Source organism: Acinetobacter sp. RRD8 (assembly GCF_031844225.1).
Classification (GTDB): Bacteria; Pseudomonadota; Gammaproteobacteria; order Pseudomonadales; family Moraxellaceae; genus Acinetobacter.
In genome coordinates this window covers 13,682-36,980 of sequence record NZ_JAUZUU010000010.1, presented here as the reverse complement: position 1 = coordinate 36,980, position 23,299 = coordinate 13,682, and the positions used below count along the sequence as shown (strand labels likewise).

18 protein-coding genes and 1 pseudogene are annotated in these 23,299 nt (G+C 44.5%); 5 read left to right on the top strand and 14 right to left on the bottom strand.

Annotation, left to right across the window (positions count from 1 at the left end; genetic code table 11):
• Window positions 1-26: 26 nt before the first annotated feature.
• From Q9R24_RS10470 to Q9R24_RS10455, 4 genes and pseudogenes are all read right to left on the bottom strand, one after another.
• Complete coding sequence (locus Q9R24_RS10470; RefSeq protein ID WP_004278798.1) at window positions 27-761, bottom strand: proteasome-type protease; 735 nt, start codon at window positions 759-761, stop codon at window positions 27-29.
• Window positions 762-774: 13 nt separating this feature from the next.
• On the bottom strand, window positions 775-1,554 hold the full coding sequence (locus tag Q9R24_RS10465; RefSeq protein ID WP_004278799.1) for a transglutaminase family protein: 780 nt from the start codon (window positions 1,552-1,554) through the stop codon (window positions 775-777).
• Complete coding sequence (locus tag Q9R24_RS10460; protein WP_311204393.1) at window positions 1,551-2,153, bottom strand: alpha-E domain-containing protein; 603 nt, start codon at window positions 2,151-2,153, stop codon at window positions 1,551-1,553. Before Q9R24_RS10460 ends, Q9R24_RS10465 begins: the two co-directional genes overlap by 4 nt.
• Window positions 2,154-2,175: 22 nt before the next feature.
• Window positions 2,176-3,621, bottom strand: a pseudogene (locus tag Q9R24_RS10455) (circularly permuted type 2 ATP-grasp protein); the annotation flags it as partial.
• A 354-nt stretch (window positions 3,622-3,975) separates the two neighbouring features.
• Here Q9R24_RS10455 and Q9R24_RS10450 point away from each other — a divergent pair.
• A complete protein-coding gene (locus Q9R24_RS10450) occupies window positions 3,976-4,983 on the top strand; it encodes a WYL domain-containing protein (RefSeq protein ID WP_311204391.1) in 1,008 nt (335 codons plus the stop codon).
• 501 nt (window positions 4,984-5,484) lie between these two features.
• The gene (locus tag Q9R24_RS10445) at window positions 5,485-7,155 is read left to right on the top strand and encodes an FMN-binding glutamate synthase family protein (RefSeq protein ID WP_004645422.1); all 1,671 of its coding nucleotides are present in this window, start codon (window positions 5,485-5,487) and stop codon (window positions 7,153-7,155) included.
• A gap of 69 nt (window positions 7,156-7,224) precedes the next feature.
• On the opposite strand, the gene Q9R24_RS10440 is transcribed toward Q9R24_RS10445, so the two are convergent.
• The 4 genes from Q9R24_RS10440 to Q9R24_RS10425 are packed head-to-tail and all read right to left on the bottom strand — an operon-like array spanning window position 7,225 to window position 10,959.
• Window positions 7,225-8,268 carry an alpha/beta hydrolase gene (locus Q9R24_RS10440; protein WP_004278806.1) on the bottom strand — a complete coding sequence of 348 codons (1,044 nt, stop codon included), beginning with the start codon at window positions 8,266-8,268 and terminating at the stop codon, window positions 7,225-7,227.
• The gene (locus tag Q9R24_RS10435) at window positions 8,268-9,407 is read right to left on the bottom strand and encodes a YdcF family protein (RefSeq protein WP_005263276.1); all 1,140 of its coding nucleotides are present in this window, start codon (window positions 9,405-9,407) and stop codon (window positions 8,268-8,270) included. Before Q9R24_RS10435 ends, Q9R24_RS10440 begins: the two co-directional genes overlap by 1 nt.
• A 1-nt stretch (window position 9,408) precedes the next feature.
• A complete protein-coding gene (gene murB, locus Q9R24_RS10430) occupies window positions 9,409-10,449 on the bottom strand; it encodes a UDP-N-acetylmuramate dehydrogenase (protein ID WP_311204390.1) in 1,041 nt (346 codons plus the stop codon).
• Between the two features lie 3 nt (window positions 10,450-10,452).
• A complete protein-coding gene (locus Q9R24_RS10425; protein ID WP_311204389.1) occupies window positions 10,453-10,959 on the bottom strand; it encodes a low molecular weight protein-tyrosine-phosphatase in 507 nt (168 codons plus the stop codon).
• A 120-nt stretch (window positions 10,960-11,079) separates the two neighbouring features.
• Between Q9R24_RS10425 and Q9R24_RS10420 the strand changes: the two genes are divergently transcribed.
• Entirely contained in the window at window positions 11,080-12,240 is a 1,161-nt protein-coding gene (locus Q9R24_RS10420; protein WP_311204388.1) for an iron-containing alcohol dehydrogenase, read from the top strand.
• Between the two features lie 44 nt (window positions 12,241-12,284).
• A complete protein-coding gene (locus Q9R24_RS10415) occupies window positions 12,285-12,719 on the top strand; it encodes a thioesterase family protein (RefSeq protein WP_005252181.1) in 435 nt (144 codons plus the stop codon).
• 8 nt (window positions 12,720-12,727) lie between these two features.
• Here the strand turns inward: Q9R24_RS10415 and dnaX are convergent, their stop codons facing one another.
• From dnaX to Q9R24_RS10390, 5 genes are all read right to left on the bottom strand, one after another.
• A complete protein-coding gene (gene dnaX, locus Q9R24_RS10410; protein ID WP_311204387.1) occupies window positions 12,728-14,860 on the bottom strand; it encodes a DNA polymerase III subunit gamma/tau in 2,133 nt (710 codons plus the stop codon).
• 133 nt (window positions 14,861-14,993) lie between these two features.
• Window positions 14,994-15,437, bottom strand: a complete 444-nt coding sequence (locus Q9R24_RS10405; RefSeq protein WP_311204386.1) for a copper resistance protein NlpE N-terminal domain-containing protein — start codon at window positions 15,435-15,437, stop codon at window positions 14,994-14,996.
• 78 nt (window positions 15,438-15,515) lie between these two features.
• Window positions 15,516-16,781, bottom strand: a complete 1,266-nt coding sequence (locus Q9R24_RS10400) for a serine hydrolase domain-containing protein (RefSeq protein WP_311204385.1) — start codon at window positions 16,779-16,781, stop codon at window positions 15,516-15,518.
• A 59-nt stretch (window positions 16,782-16,840) separates the two neighbouring features.
• Complete coding sequence (locus Q9R24_RS10395) at window positions 16,841-17,695, bottom strand: MaoC/PaaZ C-terminal domain-containing protein (RefSeq protein ID WP_311204384.1); 855 nt, start codon at window positions 17,693-17,695, stop codon at window positions 16,841-16,843.
• 157 nt (window positions 17,696-17,852) lie between these two features.
• Window positions 17,853-19,244, bottom strand: coding sequence for a 3-oxoacyl-ACP reductase (locus Q9R24_RS10390; RefSeq protein WP_153566239.1), 1,392 nt, complete (start codon window positions 19,242-19,244; stop codon window positions 17,853-17,855).
• 240 nt (window positions 19,245-19,484) lie between these two features.
• Between Q9R24_RS10390 and Q9R24_RS10385 the strand changes: the two genes are divergently transcribed.
• Window positions 19,485-21,002, top strand: coding sequence for an acetyl-CoA C-acetyltransferase (locus Q9R24_RS10385; protein ID WP_005263300.1), 1,518 nt, complete (start codon window positions 19,485-19,487; stop codon window positions 21,000-21,002).
• Between the two features lie 53 nt (window positions 21,003-21,055).
• Here Q9R24_RS10385 and Q9R24_RS10380 read toward each other — a convergent pair whose 3' ends face one another.
• Window positions 21,056-23,236 (bottom strand): hypothetical protein, encoded by a 2,181-nt coding sequence (locus tag Q9R24_RS10380; RefSeq protein ID WP_311204383.1) that lies wholly within the window; start codon window positions 23,234-23,236, stop codon window positions 21,056-21,058.
• Window positions 23,237-23,299 lie beyond the last annotated feature (63 nt).

Here is a 23,299-nt window from a genome sequence, read left to right as displayed (position 1 = left end):
GAAAAACCTGAACCCGGATAGGTTTATTATAAGAAATACTCATTAGAGGGAACCGGAAGTTCCGCCAATCCTTTTTTCAAGGTCTCTGACCATTGCCGGCTGATTGACGTGAAATACTCATCATCTTCGGCAATACGCTTGCCTCTTGGCATGATCAGACTGTCTTTTTTATAGACCAGCACATCGAGGGGCATACCAACCGATACATTGGAACGTAGGGTCGATGCAAATGAAATCAGGGAACAGCGCAAAGCTTCATCCAGCGGCATATCATAAGTCAGCGCACGATCCAGGATCGGCTTGCCATATTTACTTTCGCCAATCTGGAAATACGGCGTATCGCGTGTGGCACAGATAAAGTTCCCTTGTGGATAGACATGATAAAGCTGCATATCCTGATCTTTAAGTTGCCCACCGACCAGCAGATTGCAATAGTAATTGCTTTGTTCCGAAATATCGCTCGTAACATTCGCAATCACTTTTTTCAGCATACTTCCCACCAGCTCAGCAACATCAAACATGGTGTGCAGACTCAGGATATTGGGTTCCTGCTTTAATTCGAGCTGATTTTTGATATGCCCAATTACCGCTTGTGTTGTTGCCAGATTTCCGGATGCCTGTATGACGATCATACGTTCCCCAGGAATACCAAAGGTATACAACTTTCGAAATACAGAAATGTGATCTACTCCGGCATTGGTTCGGGTATCACTGATAAAAAGCATACCTTGCTCTAAACGTAGTGCACAACAATACGTCATTCATTCGTCCTTATTAACATCCTAGTACTTGAACGATGGAATGCATGGATTCCACACCGCCCTTTTCTCTGACACCTCGTACCGGTGCCACATCCCAGTAATCCCGTCCAATCGCCACATAAACATGCGAACTTGGAGTAAATAACAGATTACTGACATCAAAACAATACCATGTCTGGTCTACAAACACCTCTGCCCAAGCGTGACTGGCCAGATGCGAAGCATTTTGTGCATATAAATAACCAGAAACATATCGGGCAGGTAAACCTAAATATTTGCACATGGCAATGAAAATATGACTATGGTCCTGACAGACGCCCTGTCTGGACTCAAAGGCATCTATTGCAGAGCCTTGCACTGAAGTACTGTTTGAAATATAAGGCACATGCTCCAGCAAGGCCTGTGCCAGTCCAATCAAATGCTGACGGGTTAATGCAGGAACATGACGTTGTGCAAAGTCTTTCATTGCTGCATTACATTGGGTTGATTCGGTCGGCTGTAGAAAAAGATTGGGATTGATTGAATCATTCAGTCCACTCTGATGCGCAGGATTCAGTTCAACAATCCCTTGCGCCATGATAGTCAGGGAATAATAAGGCTCCCGCTGGCTACAGGTCATCCACAGATTATGAAATGCATCTTTCCGGATTTCTTTATTACCCGGCACACTAATATCCCAGGAATGCACCCGCTGATGCGCATTGCTCGAAGGCATCATTTTAATGTACTGAATACTGTTCCTCACCTCGGCCGTGTACATATAATGCGTTTGGTGATTCACCATCAATTTCATACATCTGCCTCAAACAGTTGATGAATATGGTCGCTAAACTGGTAAAACTGAATCCGGTTCGGTTCTGTACGCAACTGCTCCCAGTACTGTTCCAGATCATTCCAGCCCATCTCTACCAAAATTCTGACCACATAATCAATCTTGCAGAGTGTAGTACTGGTTTCTTCACCCAGACGTAACTGATGATCGAGCTGTTCGACACATTGCCCTAGACTAAAAAACAGAAAAATATCGGAAGATTCGGCTTCCAGAATATCTTTACATTCCGTCACCACTTCACAGATATAACCAGCATTTTTGTCTGCGGTTTTGATCAATTTCATCAGTTCCGCATAGCCTGAAGCAGACAGCACCCCGCGTAATTCCTGAATATTGTCTTTAGCTACTTTAAACTGCTGGCTAAAAGACGCCACTTGCGTAGGATCAAGTACCAGCTCATTTAGGGAACTGGCATCAAAGGCAGGCAAACAGAAAGCATGGGCATACGCTACTGCCGCTTCGTCTTCTAAAAATGGAAAGCGCGCACATAAAAAATGAGTGCGAGATAAATAACGCCCTAACCAAAAAATATGTTGTGCATTGCTATTCAGCAAAACCATGACATTTTCCTTCTTTGGAATCTTATGAATGTAAATTGTCGACTACCCAGGTATCTTTGATACCGCCACCTTGTGATGAATTCACCACCAGTGAACCGGGCTGCATCGCCACACGGGTCAAGCCACCCTGTACGATTTCAGTACGATAAGGCGAACTTAATACAAATGGGCGTAAGTCGATATGACGTTCAGCAATACCAAAATTGGTCAAAGTCGGACTAACCGATAAGTCCAAAGTTGGCTGCGCAATATATAAATGCGGCGCAGCTAAAATTTTCTCCCTGAAAGTTTCAATTTGCTGTTTAGACGCTTGTGGTCCAATGAGCATGCCATAACCGCCCGAACCCTGCGCTTCTTTCACCACCATCTGATCCAGATGAGCCACGACATAGTCTAATTCTTCAGAATTACGACATTGATAAGTCGGAACATTTTTTAGAATTGACTGCTCGCCCAAATAAAAACGAATCATTTTGTCGACATATGGATAAACCGATTTGTCATCTGCCACACCGGTTCCCGGTGCATTGGCAATCACAACATTATTTTGCAAATAAGCTGACATCAAGCCAGCGACACCCAAAGTGCTATCCGGTTTAAAGCATAAAGGATCAAGAAACGTATCATCGACCCGTCTATAAATAACATCGACTCGTTGGCGACCACGTATGGTTTTTACATAAACCTTCGAGTCATCAACAAAAAGGTCACGTGATGTTACCAATGGTACATCCATCTCCCTTGCAAGGAAGGCATGTTCATAGTAAGCGCTATTAAAACGTCCTGGGGTCAGCACCACGACAAATGGCTTGTCGACGTAGGCATTTTCGATCAGGATTTCTTTCAATAATTGTGGATATTGCTCGATTCCGGCAATCTTGGACTGCTCGAATACTTTTGGCATGAGTTTTTCACTGATCTTGCGGCATTCCAGCATATAAGACACGCCAGATGGCGTTCTGAGATTATCTTCTAAGACATAAAACTCGCCCTTGGAATCACGGATCACATCAACTCCACTAATCTGGCTATAAATCCCACCTTTCAAGCTATGTTGATACATATGCGGCTGATAGGCCTCATGAGTTAAAATCTGCAACTCAGGAATGATATTGGCTTTTAAAATGTCCTGTTGATGATAAATATCATGTAAGAATAAATTTAGCGCCCGTACCCGTTGTGCCGAACCTAAAGCCACCATATTCCACTGTTTCCGGTCTATGACTCGCGGAATGATGTCGTAGGGAATGGTGCGCTCTACACCTTCTTCATCGCCATAAACGGTAAAGGTAATACCGTGATGTAAAAAATGTTCTTTTGCTACCTGATTCAGTGCATTGAGTTCATCCAGCGTATGTTGCGATAACCATTCTTCCAGCCTTTGACCTGCCTGACTGGACAGCACATGCTCATCCTGCATTTCATTAAAGAACTTTGAAGACAACTGCTGCAGTAAAAGTTGTGGGTTTGTTGTAGTAGATACCGCTATAGTTTTAGTGTCTATAAAATTTTTTCCAATATTCTGGGAACTAAATTTATCAATTGTTTCAATCACATTTGTATCCTGATTTCCTTTAAGCATACAAACCCCCGTATTATCATCTATTATAATTAAATCAAAGCAATATCCATGCCATGACATCTGTATTTCAATTACCATTAATCTAATAAATGCCCTTTGAACTCAATGCCATTTTCGACCAAGTTGTTTTAGAATTGTAGGACAAATGTTGCACAGAGGGACTTGCGAAAAAATCAGAGTTTTTTTATTGTGTTAAGCTAAGCCTAGATTCCCTCTTCTTTATTGCCAGCAAAATAAATTATGTCAGCACAAGAAAAAGAAACTTCAAACAGTCTGTATCGCCAATGGCAAATCTTGTCGCGCCTTTCTACCGGCAAATGGATGGGAACACGTGAATTACAGGAAATCCTGAATCGTGAAGGCATCGATATCAGTCTGCGCACCATTCAGCGCGACCTGAATCAGATTGCTCAACGCTTTCCGATTGAAAGCAGTAAAACCACGCCGCAAGGCTGGCGTTGGCGTTCAGATGCGCCGCTGCAAAGTTTGCCGCATATGACCAGCTCGCAAGCGGTCACTTTCATGATGGTCGAAGAACATTTAAAACATCTGCTGCCACCGAGCCTGATCGAGGAAATGAATCCGTGGTTTGATCTGGCACGACGCAGTCTTTCTTCCCAGAACAATGTCCGGCAATGGATTAACCGTGTGCGCATTGTTCCGGCTACCCAACCCCTGATTCCCCCTGTGGTAGATAAGGCCGCGCAGCAAGCGGTGTATGAAGGCCTGTTACAAGACAAACAACTGGAATGTGTGTATCAGGGCCGCGGTCATAATAGCGAAGAAAAAACCTATATTCTCAATCCTCTGGCATTGGTACAAAAAGGGTCAATCATCTATCTGGTGTGTACCCGTCATGACAAGTCCGATATCCAGACCTTTGCCCTGCACCGCTTTAAATCGGCCGTCGTGCTGAATTCACGTGCCTTGCATCCGGTCAATTTCGATATTGATGAGTATATTGATTCTGGTGCGCTGGGCTTCCGGGTGGACTTCAACCACCCTACTGAAAATGTCACGCTAAAACTCAGGATGTCGGAATCGGATGCACATTACTTTGAGGAAAGCCAGCTCAGCAAAGACCAGAAAATTGAAAAAATGGAAGATGGCATGTCGCTGATCACTGCTACCGTGCCATTTACCTCGCAACTGGTCTGGTGGCTACGTAGCTTTGGTAAAAAGATTAAACATATTGAACCGAGTATTGTGGCCAATGCAGTCGCTCAACTGGATGAGGAAAACCATTAACTACACAGGCTTCATCCAGATTCTTTTAGGTATTCCAGAATAAAAAAATCCCCAAATTGGGGACTGGAGAATTATGCTTATATTTTTGTTCTTGTTGTGGTGATCTGCCGCTGTGCCAATCTGCTTTTCTTTGACACCCCGAAATGCAGCTTGAATGAAACATCAATATTTAAAAATGACTGAGACATGAGCAAGCCAGCTCAGCATTATTAAAGCGAATGGATTTTTTGGTCATAGTTTAAGACTCCTATATAGTGAATAAACCGACTATAAAGTCATCCGCCTTACTTGTGAAATAAATAGAATGCATGTCTTTTGCAGAATTTTTCTATAGTACTTTTTCCGCAAAATTTATCTGTAATCGCTGCTGATTCATTGCTTGGCTTAATACTATTTTCGGCAAGTTTATAAAATCGAATAACAATTCTCTGCTTGTATAAGATATCTTGCTCTGCACATCATAAAGCCCTATAGAAGTAGAAATAGGGACTTAATTTTACAATGGCTAACCCTGCTCAATTAGTACGTCACAAGCTGCTTAATACTTTCTTTTCCCGCCATTCGGTCTGGTTTGCCTGCATTCTGATTGCAGTAATTTTTACTACATTTCATATCGGTTATTCACCGCGTTATATCTATTATTTTATGCCGCAAACGTTAGTGAATACCCTATGGATCCTGAGCATTCTGCTGAGTTTGCTGGGTTTGTATGATGTACTACAAAATAAGCATTCCATTCTGAAAAATTATCCCATCATGGGACATTTCCGCTTTATTTTTGAGGAATTCCGTCCCGAGATTCGTCAGTATTTTATTGAAGCCGACCGGGATGCACTGCCTTTTTCCCGTATGCAACGCAGTCTGGTGTATCAGCGGGCGAAAAATGAAAATTCAGATAAACCTTTCGGCTCGATCCTGAATGTCTATGAAGATAATTACCGCTTTGTTAGTCATTCCATCACGCCCTGCAAAGTTGCCGACCCGCAGACTTTTCGCATCCTGATAGGGAATGAGCAATGTACCCAGCCCTTTTCAGCTTCTATTTTAAATATCTCAGCCATGAGCTTTGGCAGCATGAGCGCCAATGCGATACGGGCCCTTAATCTTGGCGCTCAAAAAGGTGATTTTTTCCATGATACTGGAGAAGGCAGTATCAGTCCCTACCATCTGGAATATGGCGGTGATCTAGTCTGGGAGATTGGCAGCGGTTATTTTGGCTGCCGTACTTTAGATGGGCAGTTTGATCCGGAACGTTTTGCTGCACAAGCCAAATTACCCCAGGTAAAAATGATTGAAATCAAGCTTTCGCAAGGCGCAAAACCTGGCCACGGCGGTATTTTACCTAAAAGTAAAATTTCAGAAGAAATTGCCCAAATTCGAGGCATCAGCCGTGATCATGATTGTGTGTCTCCTTCAAGTCATCCGGCATTTAGCACACCGATTGAAATGATGCATTTTATACAAAAATTACGTGAACTTTCCAACGGAAAACCGGTCGGATTTAAGCTTTGTCTGGGCCAGCCATGGCAGTTTATGAGCATGGTCAAAGCCATGTTACATACCCAGATCTACCCGGATTTTATTGTGGTTGATGGCTCTGAAGGTGGAACGGGAGCTGCACCCATTGAATTAATTGACTATGTCGGTGCCCCTTTAAGAGAAGGCTTGCTGTTTGTACACAATACCCTGGTTGGTGCAGGTTTGAGAGATAAGATCAAAATTGGTGCAAGTGGTAAAATTATTAGTGCATTCGATATTGCCAGCACGCTTGCCATTGGTGCGGATTGGGTGAACTCTGCTCGTGGCTTTATGTTTGCAGTAGGCTGTATTCAGGCACAAAGTTGCCATACCAATCAATGCCCTGTGGGAGTCACCACCCAGGATAAAGATCGCCAGAAAGCCTTACATGTGCCGACCAAGGCAGAACGGGTATTTCATTTCCATAAAAACACCTTACATGCCCTGTCTGAACTGATTGCTTCCGCAGGTCTGAAACACCCTTCAGCCATTAAGGCGCATCATCTGGCACAACGCGTGAATAATCACGAAATAAAGAACTTTGCGCAGATTCATTTTTGGCTCAAAGAAGGCGAATTATTGTCCTGTGAAAATAAGGATGAGGAGAACTTTTACTTCCGGATGTGGAATTTGGCCCAATTAGAAAAATTTTAAATCGATAACATTAAAACTAAAAAAAGGCGTTTTCATAAACGTCTTTTTAAATATTCAATTTTCAATCTATCAATAATAAGTTTTGCTGCCATGTGCATGCAAAAAGGCCGGAATCAGCCCCGTGAGTGCCGCACGAATATCAGCACGCTCATTGATTAACTGATGCGAACCTTCTTCCAGCATCAGCAAAGTCTGGAGCCGGAATTTACGCCGGATAAATTCGATATTATAACGCCAGTCCACAGTCTGATCCTGTGCACCCTGTGCCAGCCAGACTGGAATACGACAAGCCGGACGCGCTTCCATTTCCAGCATCCAGCGTGACATCGCTAAAATCCAGTCCATGCCCATCATCCGCGGTTGTAATGGATCTTTAAGCCGGATAAAACGCAGAAACTCGGGATTATGGTTATTGCGTCTGAAATGTCGGGGAACTTCACGTTTGATTCGGCTAATAATGCCCAATCCGACCGAATTATGCCACCAGGCAGTTTTAGCGGGACGAATCAATGGTGATAACAATAAGACTCGTTCAACAAAAGGATTTTCACGACGTTCCGCAAACTCCAGTAAATGGTGCATCCAGATCGCACCGCCGGTACTCTGCCCGATGCCGACCCAAGGTTTAGGTAATTGTGAAGCGTGCTGCACATAACGATGTACGGCATGTAAAACCTGCTGATAATGATCAAAATTCTGAATGCTGGCAGGTGAACCATCACTCAGACCATGTCCAGGCAGATCATAGGTCAACACACTAAAACCCTGTTCTAAAAGCTCTTTGACAATCGGCTGATAAATGCCGCTATGTTCCAGATAACCATGCAACAGAAAAGCAGTTCCCTGAATCTTGTCAAAGCGGGTATTTTCCAGATTCGGTTCAAACACCTGTACATGCAACTTGAATAATGGCATCTGTACATAGCCCTGCCAGTGTTTGCAGTCCAGTAAATCAAAACCATAAAGCTTTCGATAGGACTGCAGATCAATCGGCGGTTCATCACTACGATTCAGGTTTAAAGGTGGCAAGAGTTGAGGCGTAACATCCCGACTCGGAATGGGTAAATCCAGCTGTTTCAGAATGGTGGGATTTAAAAATGGGATATCAGACATTATGGCACCTCCCGACAGTCACTGGATCCAAACCACATATCGCGCATGGTCGCCAACATTTCATAATTGGCACGACGACTGTGATCATAATTTTGTGCACTTGGACGCCATCGTGTCAATGGCGTTGGCATCGGCGCTTCTACCGGAATGGTTTGTATGCCATTTAATGCAAACAAACGGCGGGTACGCGGCATATGATAACGATCCGTAATCAGAATCACTGTAGGCGCTCCACCTTTCTTTTGTAATAATAATGAACTGAAACGGGTATTTTCACAGGTGTTCATGCTGCGATCTTCCAGTAATTTGGCATCGACACCATGATTTTTTAACCAGCGCTGCATATACGGCGCTTCGACCCCACTCAGAACAATCGGCAACTGATAATGTTTCTCTACTGCCAGCGTAGTTTCCAGACGTAGTCGCGTATAGTTATTGACGATGATCTCTTTGCCTTGGTCATCTAGGGTTAAGCCACCACCCAATACCACAATGGCATAAGGTTGGGAGCTATTCGCCGGTTTAGCCTGCTGTTGCTCTTGTAGTAAAGCCAAGTCCTGCTGGATTTCCTCTCCATCGGTTTCCTGTACCGAACTGGCTTCACCCTGCTCAAGTGGATGCGTCGTCAGAAACTCCATATATTGCTCAATGCGTTCCTTATTTTCACTACTGTCCCACTCCAGCAATTCCCGGACATTGGCTGTCGGATCGGCTGGTTCTGCATCTTCCTGTGAGGACAATAAGGGCACCTGAGCAGGTGGACTTTGCTCTGCTTTTTGATCCTGCTGTTCGCGCTGATATTCTTCAATCACCTGCTGCAGTGCTTTATAACGTGCCTGAATCAACATGAGGTTGGCCGAGTTATTTTGCTGGATATCCTGTTCCATGACCTTTAAATACGCCTGACGGGCAATCCACAAATCAGAGCCAGGTTCCAGATTTTCATGTTCGCTGAGTGCAGCCATTTTCTGGCTTTGAGCCGCGACTTCATTTAGCTCTAAGGAGACAAACTGGTTTAAGCCCTTGACGATCATTTTTGAGTAAAAAGGCGTATAAACCAACACCAGTAGACAGCCGCATAGCACAAACAGTCCAGTGACAATTTGTAGCAAACGTACCATCCAATGGGTGTTTTTCATGTTATTCCTCTTCCTGATGAGAACGGATCAAGCCATTTTTATCGAACAATACAGGTTCAGGTTCCAGCATCAGACTAAATTTTTCCCAAACTGATTGCTGTACCCCACGATACGTTTTACGAACATCGGTGAGAGAGGCTTGACCATAATTCACCAAGACCAATGCCTGTTTGTGAAACATGCCGACAGGCCCCAACTGTTTACCCTTCCAGCCCGCCTGATCAATCAGCCAGCCCGCTGCTAGTTTAACTTGAGCATTGGCTTGTTGGTAATGGGGTAAATTCGGGAAAGATACAGCAATTTGGTCAAAGACCGCCTGATCAACCACTGGATTTTTAAAAAAGCTACCCACGTTGGGAAATTCTTGCGGATCAGGTAATTTGCTCTGACGAATCTGAATGACCTGTTGCTGCAAGTTTTCTGCTGTGAGCTGATCAACGACCGCAGTCTTCAGGTCACCGTAATTCAGTTTCAAATCTGGCTGTTTAAGTAATCTAAAAGTCACATGGGTAATCACATAACGGTTAGGATCATCTTTAAAAATACTATGCCGGTAGGCAAATTGACAGTCTGCTGCCTGAATCGAGGCAAATTGTTTCAGCTGACGGTCATAGACCTCAACGGAATCGATAAACTCGCCAACTTCGACGCCATAAGCGCCAATATTCTGTACTGGCGATGCACCGACCCGACCCGGAATTAAAGCAAGATTCTGTAGGCCATATAAACTTTGTGTCGTAGTCCAGAGCACGAAGTCATGCCAGCCCTGACCACCACCTACACGTAAACGTTGCGACTGATCATCAGCATCCAGCATCTCTATGCCCTGAATATCCATATGCAAAACCAGTGCATCAATCTGCTCCGGCAGCAACATATTGCTACCGCCTGACAGGATCAGCACATTGAGTTGCTGTTGTTCAGCAAAATCCAGTGCAGCCAGCAGATCAGCGGTGGATTGAATCTGAGCATAGTGCGAAGCAACTGCTTCTAAATTTAAGGTATTAAAAGGTTTAAGTTGAACCTGGGTTTGAATCTGCATCGCTTAAACCTTGTGTAAATTCTGTTTAAAAATCTCAATCCAGGCCTGGCTGCTGGACTCACACTGATCAAGCACCCGTTCAAAGCCATCCGCTTCGCCATAATAGGGATCCGGTAAGGCCTGTTTCGGATAGGTCTGATCATGCTCACTCATCAATGCCACACTTGCACGTACATGACCAAACTGAGTTTCTGCCAGACGCTGTATGTTCTGGATATTGGATAAATTCTCCTGATCCATCTCCAGAATCAGATCATAATCAATAAAATCGTGTGGAATGAGTTGACGTGCGCGAAGTGCTGAAAGGTCATAGCCACGTTTTAGTGCATGCTTCTGGCTACGCAAGTCCGGTGCCTTGCCCGGATGATAATTACTGGTTCCGGCAGAACCGACCACAATATTCAGTTGCTGTTCATCACAATAATGTCTGAGTACAACTTCTGCCGTGGGAGAGCGGCAAATATTTCCCAAACAAACACATAACACCTTGTATGGCGTTCTGGATGACATAAACAACCTCAGAGCTACTTTATTTTAAGGATTCTTATGTTAAGTTATTTATATACTGATTCCTATCTTACAACCATAGAATAATCTCGTATTTGCAATAAAAAAATCAAGGATATCGCCATGAATCGTTTTCAGTTTCAAACCGTCCCCAATATCATTGCCGGACTAGGCACGATTCAGGAATTATTTAAAATTCTAAAAAATGGCCGTTATCGCCGTCTTCTGCTGGTGACTGACCCGGGTATGCTGAAGGAGCAATTACATCTGCCGATTCTGGATATTATTGAATCTGCCGGACTGGAGTATGTGATTTACTCGGATGTTCAGGCCGATCCGCCCGATACAGTGGTGCTTGAAGCGGTGGCTTTTGCAAAACAGGAAAATATTGATGTGGTTCTGGGCTTTGGTGGTGGCAGCTCGATGGATGTGGCCAAACTGATCGCGATTCTGGCACATCCCGAGCAGCATCAGACATTGTCTGATCTGTATGGCGTTGATAATGCCACCGGACCGCGTTTAGCCTTAATTCTGGTACCAACTACGGCTGGAACAGGTTCAGAAGTGACGCCGATTTCGATTGTCACCACAGGTGAAACCACTAAAACCGGTATTGTGGCACCGATCCTTTTTGCTGATATTGCCATTCTGGATGCAACCTTTACCCAAAATCTTCCGGCACAGATCACTGCCGCCACCGGCATTGATGCCATGGTGCATGCCATTGAAGCTTATACCTCAAAACACAAGAAAAACCCTTATTCGGATATGCTGGCCAAACAGGCTTTAAGATTACTGAGTGCCAATCTGCAGCGCGTGCTGCAAGACGGCAATGATTTAGATGCGCGTCAAAATATGCTGATTGGTTCCATGCTGGCCGGACAAGCCTTTGCCAATGCACCGGTCGCTGCTGTACATGCGCTGGCTTATCCGCTTGGTGGACATTTTCACCTGTCACACGGGCATAGCAATGCACTGGTTCTAACTGAAGTATTAAAGTTTAATGCGCCAGCGGCCAAACAGCTCTATGCGGAATTGATGACCTGGCTGGATCCCCGCAGTAAAGGTTGTCATGATGGCCTGACCGATCTATTTATTGATCATTTTAATAATCATCTGATGCAAAGCGGTTTGACCCTAAAACTGAATCAGTTGAATATTCCGGAAGATATGCTGCAGGTCATGGCAGAAGATGCGATGCAACAAAGCCGGCTGTTGCAGAATAATCCACGTGAACTCAAGGTGGAGGATGCTTATCAGATTTATCAGGCGATCTATGCCTAGATCAATTTCCACTTAAGCCTTATCTAGCTGAGGACTGAATAGTGATGAAAGCCACCATCAAACAGCGCGAACACTATACTTTTTTCCTGCCCATTCAAACCCGTTGGGCAGACAATGATCTGTACGGCCATGTCAACAATGTGACTTATTATAGTTATTTTGATACCGCCGCCAATGCCCTGCTGATTCAGGAAGCTGATTTTGATCCTAAATACTCCCCGATGATTGGCTTGGTAGTCAGCTCCAACTGTCAGTTTAATCAGGAACTGTCTTATCCGGAAATTATTGAAGTGGGCGTGGCCATTGAAAGCATGGGAAGCTCATCACTCAGCTATGATCTGGCTATTTTTAAACGCAACTCAGATACAGCCGCTGCGCAAGGCAATTTTGTCCATGTATTTGTCGATCGTGAGACACGAAAAAGCACCCCGATTCCAGTTGAAATGCGGGATGCTTTATCTCGATTTGTTGTGACTTAACATCCAGCCTATTTCAGCTGAATATTTTGCAGTTCACCGTCAAACTGCTGTAACAGATTGCGTACTGCCGGTTCAGCATGTAACAATTCTTCGGCACGTTTAAAGGCACGTGCCTTACGCTGATGCTGCATGGTATATGGCGTTAACTGGTCCACATTTTCAAATTTCACCTGGAAATTGGTTTGCGGCCATTGCTGTTGCAAAGCAGCTTCCAGATGATGTTGCAACTGGGTCAGCAACTGCTGGTACTGTTCAGGAATATGGAAAACGGATTCGCCATTCATCTGACCAGTCATGATGCCATACTGCGCCAGTTCCTGTACCGCTGGAGAAAGCTGGCTATTACGGAACCAGTATTCCCATTTTTCTACGCTCCACTCACCTTCTAAGGTTTGTTCAGGTATTTTCAGAATATCCTGTGGCATCAGATTCTGCGTATTTACATCTTGAGAAATATCTTCCAGCAAAGCTGTCTGTGCGACTGGCTGAACCGGCGCTGTATTTTCAAGAGCAGGCTGAGCAATCAATTCCTGTGAAAGTTCTAATTCCGGTGCAGCAAGACTAAATTCCTCATCAGCAGACTTGATATCTTGGGCTGGCTCGGTATGAATCACAGCATCTGCAGGAATAAACTCTTCAAGCAGAAAATCATCTGAACTGTTGCTTGTAACCGGTGCTTCTGGAGAACTCTTGATTTCATCAAAACCAAATAGGCCTTTGTCGTCATTTGGATCAAAAACAATCTGATCCGCAGACTGAATCTCTTCAATCACTGTTTGAGTTGCTACAGGCTGGACAGGTTCAGGTGCATTGATGTTGGTTGGCTCTTCCTCATCCAAAAAATCATCCGAAGAAGGTTCAGACGCTGATGCGACATCAATCTCCTCATCCGACTCATCGTCCAGAGAGAAATCATCAAATACCGGTTCTGCCTCCAATGATTGTGTTTCTACTGATTCAGATTGAGGTTGTGTCTGAACGGACTGCTGTAGGCGTGTTGTATGAGTTGTTGCCTGTTGCGGTGCAGTCTCCTGCATCACCGGAATTTCGCTTGGCTGTAATGGACGGAAAGCCAGCAAACGTAGCACCGTCATTTCAAAGCCTTGTTCTTGCGTAACTGCAAGCTGTAGATCAGCACGACCTTTACAGGCAATCTGATAATACAGTTGCAGGTCTTGTGCTGAGATGAGAGCCGATAACTGCATGATCTTTCGATTGATTTCGGCACTATATTTCAGGCTCAGATCTGGCAGGTACTGCAATAAAGCCAGTTCATGCAGTGTCGAAATTAGCTGGTCTAGCACCAGTGACACATCCAGAGCTTGCTGACGGAATTGTAGTAATAACTGACTGACCTGCGCTTTCTGGTTCTGGTGAATCGCCAGAATCAGATGATAAATAATGGTGCGGTCAATCAGTCCCAGCATGTCTTTGACATCCTGATGCTGAATCGCTCCCTGACCATAGGCAATCGCCTGATCGGTCAACGACAAGGCATCACGTAATGAACCTTGCGCAGATTCAGCAATCTGCCAGATGGCATCCTGATCAGACTGAATGCTTTCTTTGCTAAGAATATGGCCTAGATGTTCAGTAATTTCATCGACTGCCAATGGACGCAAAGTAAATTGCAGACAGCGAGAAATTACGGTAATGGGTAGTTTTTGCGGATCGGTGGTTGCAAATAGGAATTTGACATGTTCTGGCGGTTCTTCCAGCGTCTTTAACAGCGCATTGAAAGAATGCGTGGAGAGCATGTGCACTTCATCGATCAGGTAGACTTTAAAGCGACCTTGAGTCGGTGCATAAGGCACATTGTCGAGCAACTCACGTGTATCTTCCACCTTGGTGCGTGACGCCGCATCAATTTCAATCAGGTCAATAAAACGACCTTCATTGACTGCGGTACAGGTTGCACAGACTTCACAAGGCGTCGAGGTAATACCGGTTTCACAGTTCAAGCACTTCGCCAAAATACGTGCAATCGTGGTTTTTCCAACACCACGCGTTCCCGTAAACAAATAGGCATGATGCAAACGACCACGTTCGAGCGCGCTGGTTAAAGCACGTGATACATGGTTTTGCCCCACTAATTCATTGAAATTACGAGGACGGTATTTTCGCGCAAGTACTTGATACATGTATGCTCCTTTTTACAGGTCTAAGCATACTGTTTTTTTATGAAATAGTGAAATGAATGCCGGTTTATAAAGAATAAAAATCCCTTAATCAAACTCATTGAAAAAGGGATATAAAACAAATGCTTTTTTAAAATTAGACGGATTCAAACAAGATAAAGTCACTTTGCATCTGGTAGCGTTTGCCTGTTTGATCTTCACGAATTTCCAGAACATGCTTTTTCAGATCGACATAGAGCAGATTTCGGGTATCGACATTCAGCAGTTCAATCTTTTGTTGTGATTCATCCTGAAACCGAATCTGCCCACTCATCGTTTCAATTTTATTATGTCCACTTAAACTTTCACGCTGTAAAGTAAAGGTCTGATCTTCATTCAAGGTCAAGGCCACTGCCATACCCGGACAATCTTCACAACTTGAAAAACATCCCATACATGGCGTCGTGCCCTGATAACTCCCAACCCAGACAGGAATCTGAGCTTTGGCTTCCATCACCGTTTTTGCAGCTGGCTGATTCGGCTCCTGATATCCGAACAACGCACTGCTTGCGACCAGAGGAATCACCAGCACTTTTTTCATTACTTCACACCACAGCCATGGACTGCGCGACAAAATAACATATTTAGCTAACGGGCTAAACTCCCAAATCAGGGATATTTAGCGCCAGCCTTTGCGACCGGTCAGTACCGCATCCGCACAGCGCAAGGTTTCTTGCGTCAGGCCCCAAAGACGGTAATCTCCAGTTAATGAACCTGTCGGGAAATTATGCGTATAGGCAAAACTCAAACCGCGCTCAGGATCGCACCAGGCACCAGAGCCATTAAACCCCATATGACCAAAACCTTTAGAGGCTTTTCCTAAAGTGAGAACACGGTGATAACCCAAGCGCCAGTGCATCGGTAAAGGCATGATCCGATCGCGTGTTTTGTACTGCACCTGACTCAGTCGCTGGAACACCTCAGGCGAAATCAGTTGCTGACCTTGCCATTCACCATGACTGGCCAGCATGGCATAGATTTTTGCCAGACTCTCTGCGGTAAAGACACCGTTAGCAGATGGGATAATGGCTTTTAGCCCCTGTTCACTAAAAAAACTAAATTTCTTCATGCCTTTGGGAATCATGGCATCCTGAAAATCCTGAGGATCCTGCCCGCTAAAGACCAAGGCTCGCTCCATCAGGTTCGGCTTTCTTGGTGTGGTTTTTTTCGAAGTCTGTGTTTGAGACTTGGTTATCTTAGGCTTTAAAATAGGTAAGGCCACCCGAGCCAACTCATTCGTCGGCACGCTGAAATAGGCGCCATTTAATTGTAATGGCTGAACCAGATATTCCTTCATCAGTACACCCAGTTTTTTACCTGTTGCTTTTTCCAGTACACCACCCACCTGCCAGCCAAAGGTCAGCGGTTGATAAGCGGCATCTGTAGCAACCTGAAAACGTGGTTCTGCTGTCGCAATCCGGTCCAGCATATGCGACCAGTCGGCCATTTCAGTGGCATCATCAATCATATTACGGATATCAAACAGGCCACTTTGATGACTCAGCATATGCGCCAGAGTAATATTTTCTTTACCCTTTTGTGCAAATTCAGGCCAGTATTCTGCAACCGGTCGATCATAATCCAGATAACCTTGACTCACCAGAATGTGCGCCAAAGTCGCCAGCACACCTTTGCCTGTGGAATAACACAGCGACATGGTATCCGGTTGCCAGTTTTCAGTGACAGACTTTTTACCGGTATAAATATCGACGACCTTTTGTCCCTCAAAATATACCACCAGTGCGGCACCACCCTGTTCGGTACGTGCATCCTGCAAACGGCTAAACTGACGGGCAAGGTCACTGAAACGCTCATCGACATTGCCCTGATAATTGTGCTGATCAGCAAACAGATAATCTTTAATTGGCTGCATCATTCTATCCATAGAATATTGATCCCTTAAAATGAAAAAGCCTAAATCGGGTTTAGGCTTTTGATCCAGATTTAAATCGCTTTGATATGACCGGTGACATGCGGTTTTTGACTCTTACTGTTTCGAATCAGGAAATCTGTCTCATTCGCTGCCTGCGCGGTCAGGAACTCAACTTTAGATGGCAAGTACATCGGCAACTTGAACCAGACATCAACTTCATAAGCATCTGGCAATGACAGATTCGCCAGTGCTTTGGCTTTGCTCCACATACCATGTGCAATTGCCTGTTTAAAGCCAAAGGCTTTCGCTGTAACTGCATGAATATGAATCAGGTTAAAGTCACCTGAGGTCATGGCATAACGGCGACCCGTATTCTCCGAGATGCTCCATTCATTATTCAGTTTGTATTCTGGCGCTTGGCTTTCTGCAGGTTTAGCAGCCGCTTTAGCATTGGTCTTTTGACGTGACAGATAAGTGGTTAATGCTTCAACTACGACCTCACCTGCCACTTTGACTGTAGTAATGAAATCAAACTGCACACCTTTATCATGTGGCTGCAATTCGCCAAATTTGCATGCTAGGGTCAAGGTTTCATTGACGCCGATTTTACGGTATTGCTTCACTTGGTTACGGATATGTACCAGACCCAAGATCGGAAACGGAAATGCTTCTGAAGTCATCATGTGCATTTGTAGACTTTGTGAAAGCACCGTCAGATAGATTGCTGGAATATAACCATTATTTTTAAAACCGCAGACTTCATTATAGGCTTTCAGATGTTTTTGATCGACCTTGAATGAATCCACCTCATATTCAACTTGCGGTAGAACTTTTTCAGCTTTCGGCTTTTTAAAAATCAAGCCTTGAATCACTTTTGGATAGGCTAAATAAGGTTTTGGAAGTTGACTAAAATGGCGCGTATTCATACTGAACCTTTAAAATATTCTTTTCATTTATATATGAGTGGAGTTCTCTCTCCCTTTGGGAGAGAGTTAGAGAGAGGGCTAAAAAAAGGCCCCTAATCTCCCTCTCCTAAATCCTCCCCCTGAGCTTCAATAAAGCGCAAGAGAGAACTTGAATGCTTTAAGCCCCTAAAAGACTTTGACCACATACACGTACCACGTTGCCATTTAAACCTGTTGATGCAGTAGCAGCAAACATTGCAATCGTTTCTGCAACATCGACAGGTAGACCGCCTTGACTCATCGAATTCATACGGCGGCCCGCTTCACGGATCGCAAATGGAATCGCAGCCGTCATTTGTGTTTCGATAAAGCCCGGTGCAACGGCATTAATGGTTATACCATTTTTTAAAGTTGGTGCTGTGAATTTCACCACACCAATCACACCCGCTTTAGACGCTGCATAGTTGGTTTGACCCAGGTTACCTGCAATGCCTGAAATTGAGGATACACAGATAATACGACCATTGGCATTTAGACCATCGTTGGAGATTAAATAGTCATTTACACGTTCAATCGCCGACAGGTTGATGTTAATCACCAGATCCCACAGTTCAGGCTTCATATTGGCCAAGGTCTTGTCACGGGTAATTCCGGCATTGTGCACAATGATGTCTAAGCCGCCATGCTCTGCTGCCGCTGCCTTGATCTTCTCACCTGCATCTGCAGCTGTAATATCAATAGCCAAGGTAGAACCGCCGATCTCACTAGCTACACGATCAAGGTCAGCCTGCTGTTGTGGAACATCCAGACAGATGACATGTGCACCATCACGGGCCAATACATGGGCAATCGCTTCACCAATACCACGGCTTGCGCCTGTCACAACCGCAGTTTTACCCGCTAATGGCTTGGTCCAGTCTACGTCTACTTTTTCAGCAGGTGAAACACGAATCACCTGACCAGAAACATAGGCAGAACGTGGAGAAACTGCAAAACGTAAAGCAGACTCAAGGTTTGCTTCTGCACCAGCATCTACATAGATCAGGTTCGCTGCAATTCCCTTTTTAAACTCTTTACCAACAGATTTTACAAAACCTTCCAGTGCACGTTGAGCGATTGACTGACTGACTGATTTAGCAGTTTCAGGCGTAGTCCCTACAATCACGACACGGCCAGAACTTTGGATTTGACGCGCAATCGGGTTAAAGAAATCATAAAGTGATTTTAACTGTTCTGAATTTTCGATCCCTGAAGCATCAAAAATAACGACCTTGAATTTTGATTCTTTATCGCCCGGGTTAAATGCACCCAGATTCAGCCCAGATGCTGCAGCCGCCTGTTGCAACTCAGCATTATTACCTGCATAGCTGTTGGCATGAATATTTGCCAGAACCTGAGCAATAGCACCCGTCAATGGACTTGCTGGTGCTGCGCCCAATAATACTGCGCCTTTTACCACCGGCGTAGCAGACTCAAAACGGTCTAAAGAAGTTGGGGATGGCAGACCCAAATTTTTAATGACAAATTTACCAATAGGAGATTTTGCAAAAGTTTGGTACTGATCAGTCATGTTTATTATCTCTCATACAAATTAATTTTTGGTTGATCTAAAGTTATCCTTAAACTTCAATATGATGCCAGACACTTATATTTCAACAGATCCACCAGATTCTGCCCAATCATACTTGAGATAATAGGCAGATGACTTGACCTGAGCGCAGCCTGTAATGTCATTGTAGTCAATACAGCCTATCTTCTTCTGTGCTAATGTAAGCGCCAAGAAGACGATCTATTTGCCTGGTAAAGCCTTATGAGCAAAACAACTCAAGATAATCCAGCAGTCGAGAACTCTGCGACAGAAACTGTGTCAAAACCATCAACGCGTAGCAAGCGTAGCACTAAAAATCCTGATACAGCCAATGCCACAGAAAAAAGTCCGGCTAAAACCACACGTACACGCAGTACATCTGCACGTACCAAAAAAACGACTTCAAGCCAACAAGATTCAACATCTATAACACAGACTTCTGTTCAACAGGAACCAAACATGAGCCAAAATACAGTTCGCCGCGTTGCTATTATTGGTGGTAACCGCATTCCATTTGCACGTTCTAACGGTGCTTACTTTACGGCATCCAATACTGATATGTTCACAGCAGCCCTGAATGGTCTGGTTGAACGTTTTAACCTTCAAGGTCAACGCTTAGGTGAAGTGGTTGCAGGTGCTGTACTGAAACACAGCCGCGATTTCAACATGACTCGTGAATGTGTACTAAATACTGCTCTTGCACCGGAAACCCCTGCTTATGACATTCAGCAAGCATGTGGTACTGGCCTTCAAGCGGCATTTCTGGTAGCGAACAAGATTGCTCTAGGTCAAATCGAAGTAGGCATTGCAGGTGGTGTAGATACGACTTCTGATGCACCGATTGCTTTTGGTGACGGTTTACGTAAAGCATTACTTGAGCTAAATATCGCGAAAACTGCAAAAGACCGTCTGAAAGCATTGACCAAGATCAATGTGAAAGACCTGATGGATGCACCAAAAAATGGTGAACCGCGTACAGGTCTGTCTATGGGTGATCATCAGGCGATTACCACACTGGAATGGGGAATTTCCCGTGAAGCGCAAGATGAACTGGCTGCATCTTCACACCAGAAAATGGCTGCAGCTTATGAAGAAGGTTTCTTTGATGACCTGATTACACCATTCTTGGGTCTTCAACGTGACAATAACCTGCGTGCTGATTCTTCAGTTGAGAAGCTGGCAAAACTTAAACCTGCTTTTGGTAAAGGTGATGCCCGTACCATGACAGCAGGTAACTCTACGCCACTGACAGATGGTGCTTCTTGTGTGCTATTGGCTTCTGAAGAATGGGCGAAGGCAAATGGCCATGAAGTGTTGGCTTACCTGACTTTCCAGGAAACTGCCGCAGTTGATTTCGTTGAGAAAAAAGAAGGCTTGTTGATGGCGCCTGCTTATGCAGTGCCACGTATGCTGGAGCGTGCGGGTCTGAAACTGCAAGACTTCGACTATTATGAAATTCATGAGGCTTTTGCATCTCAAGTATTGTCTACGCTGAAAGCTTGGGAAGATCCGAAATTCTGTAAAGAGCGTTTAGGTTTAGACGCTCCACTGGGTTCAATTGACCGTGCAAAACTGAACGTAAAAGGCTCTTCACTTGCTGCTGGTCACCCATTTGCAGCAACCGGCGGTCGTATCATTGCGACAGCAGCAAAACTGATTAACCAGAAAGGTTCAGGCCGCGTACTAGTGTCCATCTGTGCCGCCGGTGGTCAAGGTGTCACAGCGATTATTGAAAAATAATTGTTCCCACTATAAAAAAAGCCCCTCAATTCAGGGGCTTTTTTTATGACTTATTAATTTGGCAGTGGGTTATTTTTGAAGTATTCATCCACTTTATTCCACGGCGCAGTCGATGCTACACCTTTCACCATATTCTGGTTCACACCCTGACAAAGTGCGCTGTCTGGCGTCAAGTGAAAAGCATTCACATTTGGGTCCATATAAGGAATTGAACCTGGACGGCGCTGGAAATAGAAGTTTAACCAATCGACGATAGCTTCAAAGCCATAATTCGACATGGCCCAGGCACTATTATGCCCGCCCCAATGATGACCAAATTCATGTGCAATAATTCGATAACCAGATAATCTGTAATGGCCATAGAATAACCAAGTATCTACTCCTAATACTGCTCCACCACCTAAACCACCACCCATATTGGTAATGCCAAGATTAATTTCATTGCGGTTAAGAATTTCCCGATAGATCCGGACATAATCTTCTGGCTGAAAGAAACCATTCGGCCCTTCTACCTGACCATCATTGCCAAAAAAATCGTGTCCCATGACCGCTTTATGGTTAAACCATAAGGTTTCAAATTCTGGAGTACTGAGCATATAGGCCAGATTGGTCATCATCATGACCCATTCCCGGGCATAGACCGGCGTAATACGACACCATTTATTCGGTTCATCATAGGTACCAAAATAAATTTTCCATTTGGCTTTAATCTGGTTCAGCTTTTTGACGTGCTCATCGGTCTCAGAGTTAATTTTCAGATCAAAAATATTGCTTGGATTTTGCGTGGTCTGACTCAGACCTGCTAGCTGGATCGAGCCTGTGCCATCGAGCAACGGGAAACGGGATTGATCGGTCAGTTTGAGATCAAAGCTGGCATTCGAAAATGGCGTCAACTGATCCAGCTTTGCCAGAATCACCCAGTCTTCTGAGTTTTTAATCTTGGCACGAATCTGCAAATCACGTACAGGCACAGCACTGTAGCTTTGCAAATGCAGGCGATTGCCATTTAGGGTTGCCGATAAAATATGGTCCATATAGACATGACGCTGGCTGCTATTGGTCAAGGTTTCCCATGATTCACCATCCTGCAAGACACGGCTTCTCTCGCGTGCTTTAGATTCGGTTAAAATCATAGCTTGGTTTAGCTGGGTGGATTTATTCTGTTGCAGGGTCAGCATTGGCAGAATATAAATTTTCTGATTGGCCATGTGTAATAGATTCTGACCATAAATATAAAGATCGCTGGCTTTAGCTATTCGGCTGCTCTGGTTTTGCCCTTTTAAAATATAGTCTCGAAAGGTATCCACACTTTTATTAGGTAAGATAGACTCCAAGTTAAAGGATTTTTCCTTGTAACTTTCTACAGTGCCATCATTCCGTGACACATAGACCAGGCCATCGTTATGGCGATGCATGACTGCCGACAAATTGGTTTCTATTAAAATGGGCGTAATATTATTTCCATTTTCCTGAATCTGATTGATATCGTGGACATAAGTCATACCATCCGGCACGCTGGTATACAGATAGTCGCCCATGACCTCCATACGTGCATTACAGTTGCGTGCACAGCCCGGCAAGCTGAGCCGTGCAAATTTGCGGGCCTTTAAATGGTTTTGCGCTGTCACATCACTTTGACGCCAGACATTGATCCGGCCTTCAATATCAGGTACATACACATAACGGTCGTCAGCAGTCACTGCATTGCTATGTACCAGCGCATAATTAAGCGCATCGCCCCACCATACACCTATGCCGAGTGCCATAATGAAGCTCGGCTGCTCACCACTAATATCTAGAATATCAATTCGGTTCGAGCCATAATTGGCCACATACAAACGCCCTGCATGAATTTCCAGATCATTCAGGCTGTCCCATTTTTTGGCCAGACCCGAAATTTTCATAGGATCAATCGCACTGAGTGCACGTTTTTGTTTTAAGTCATAACGTAGAATATTCGATTCGGCCTGACTATTGGCAATATAAAGCACATCGCCATTTACCACCATGGCGGTGGGATTCCAGATTTTCAGACCGAAATTCCCTGCTGTTAATTCCGAACCTACATCCAGAACCTTAAATTCCGCAATTTTGCTCAGTTGCTCACCCGAACCTGGTGAAATTACGAAATCCGGAAGCGTCTGCTGTGGCGTACTGCTATCACCTCCTCCACCCCCACAACCAGACATCAGCAACACGATGGACACTGACAAAGTCACTCGTCTAAATAGCATTGAATTCCCCAATAAATTTTAAAATTAAAATAAAAAATCAATGTCTTATATCTTAATTTTCAG

Coding starts and splice junctions, on each gene's coding strand:
- Q9R24_RS10470 (WP_004278798.1), bottom strand. CDS start 761: ATGACGTATTGTTGTGCACTACGTTTAGAGCAAGGTATGCTTTTTATC.
- Q9R24_RS10465 (WP_004278799.1), bottom strand. CDS start 1,554: ATGAAATTGATGGTGAATCACCAAACGCATTATATGTACACGGCCGAG.
- Q9R24_RS10460 (WP_311204393.1), bottom strand. CDS start 2,153: ATGGTTTTGCTGAATAGCAATGCACAACATATTTTTTGGTTAGGGCGT.
- Q9R24_RS10450 (WP_311204391.1), top strand. CDS start 3,976: ATGTCAGCACAAGAAAAAGAAACTTCAAACAGTCTGTATCGCCAATGG.
- Q9R24_RS10445 (WP_004645422.1), top strand. CDS start 5,485: ATGGCTAACCCTGCTCAATTAGTACGTCACAAGCTGCTTAATACTTTC.
- Q9R24_RS10440 (WP_004278806.1), bottom strand. CDS start 8,268: ATGTCTGATATCCCATTTTTAAATCCCACCATTCTGAAACAGCTGGAT.
- Q9R24_RS10435 (WP_005263276.1), bottom strand. CDS start 9,407: ATGAAAAACACCCATTGGATGGTACGTTTGCTACAAATTGTCACTGGA.
- murB (WP_311204390.1), bottom strand. CDS start 10,449: ATGCAGATTCAAACCCAGGTTCAACTTAAACCTTTTAATACCTTAAAT.
- Q9R24_RS10425 (WP_311204389.1), bottom strand. CDS start 10,959: ATGTCATCCAGAACGCCATACAAGGTGTTATGTGTTTGTTTGGGAAAT.
- Q9R24_RS10420 (WP_311204388.1), top strand. CDS start 11,080: ATGAATCGTTTTCAGTTTCAAACCGTCCCCAATATCATTGCCGGACTA.
- Q9R24_RS10415 (WP_005252181.1), top strand. CDS start 12,285: ATGAAAGCCACCATCAAACAGCGCGAACACTATACTTTTTTCCTGCCC.
- dnaX (WP_311204387.1), bottom strand. CDS start 14,860: ATGTATCAAGTACTTGCGCGAAAATACCGTCCTCGTAATTTCAATGAA.
- Q9R24_RS10405 (WP_311204386.1), bottom strand. CDS start 15,437: ATGAAAAAAGTGCTGGTGATTCCTCTGGTCGCAAGCAGTGCGTTGTTC.
- Q9R24_RS10400 (WP_311204385.1), bottom strand. CDS start 16,781: ATGGATAGAATGATGCAGCCAATTAAAGATTATCTGTTTGCTGATCAG.
- Q9R24_RS10395 (WP_311204384.1), bottom strand. CDS start 17,695: ATGAATACGCGCCATTTTAGTCAACTTCCAAAACCTTATTTAGCCTAT.
- Q9R24_RS10390 (WP_153566239.1), bottom strand. CDS start 19,244: ATGACTGATCAGTACCAAACTTTTGCAAAATCTCCTATTGGTAAATTT.
- Q9R24_RS10385 (WP_005263300.1), top strand. CDS start 19,485: ATGAGCAAAACAACTCAAGATAATCCAGCAGTCGAGAACTCTGCGACA.
- Q9R24_RS10380 (WP_311204383.1), bottom strand. CDS start 23,236: ATGCTATTTAGACGAGTGACTTTGTCAGTGTCCATCGTGTTGCTGATG.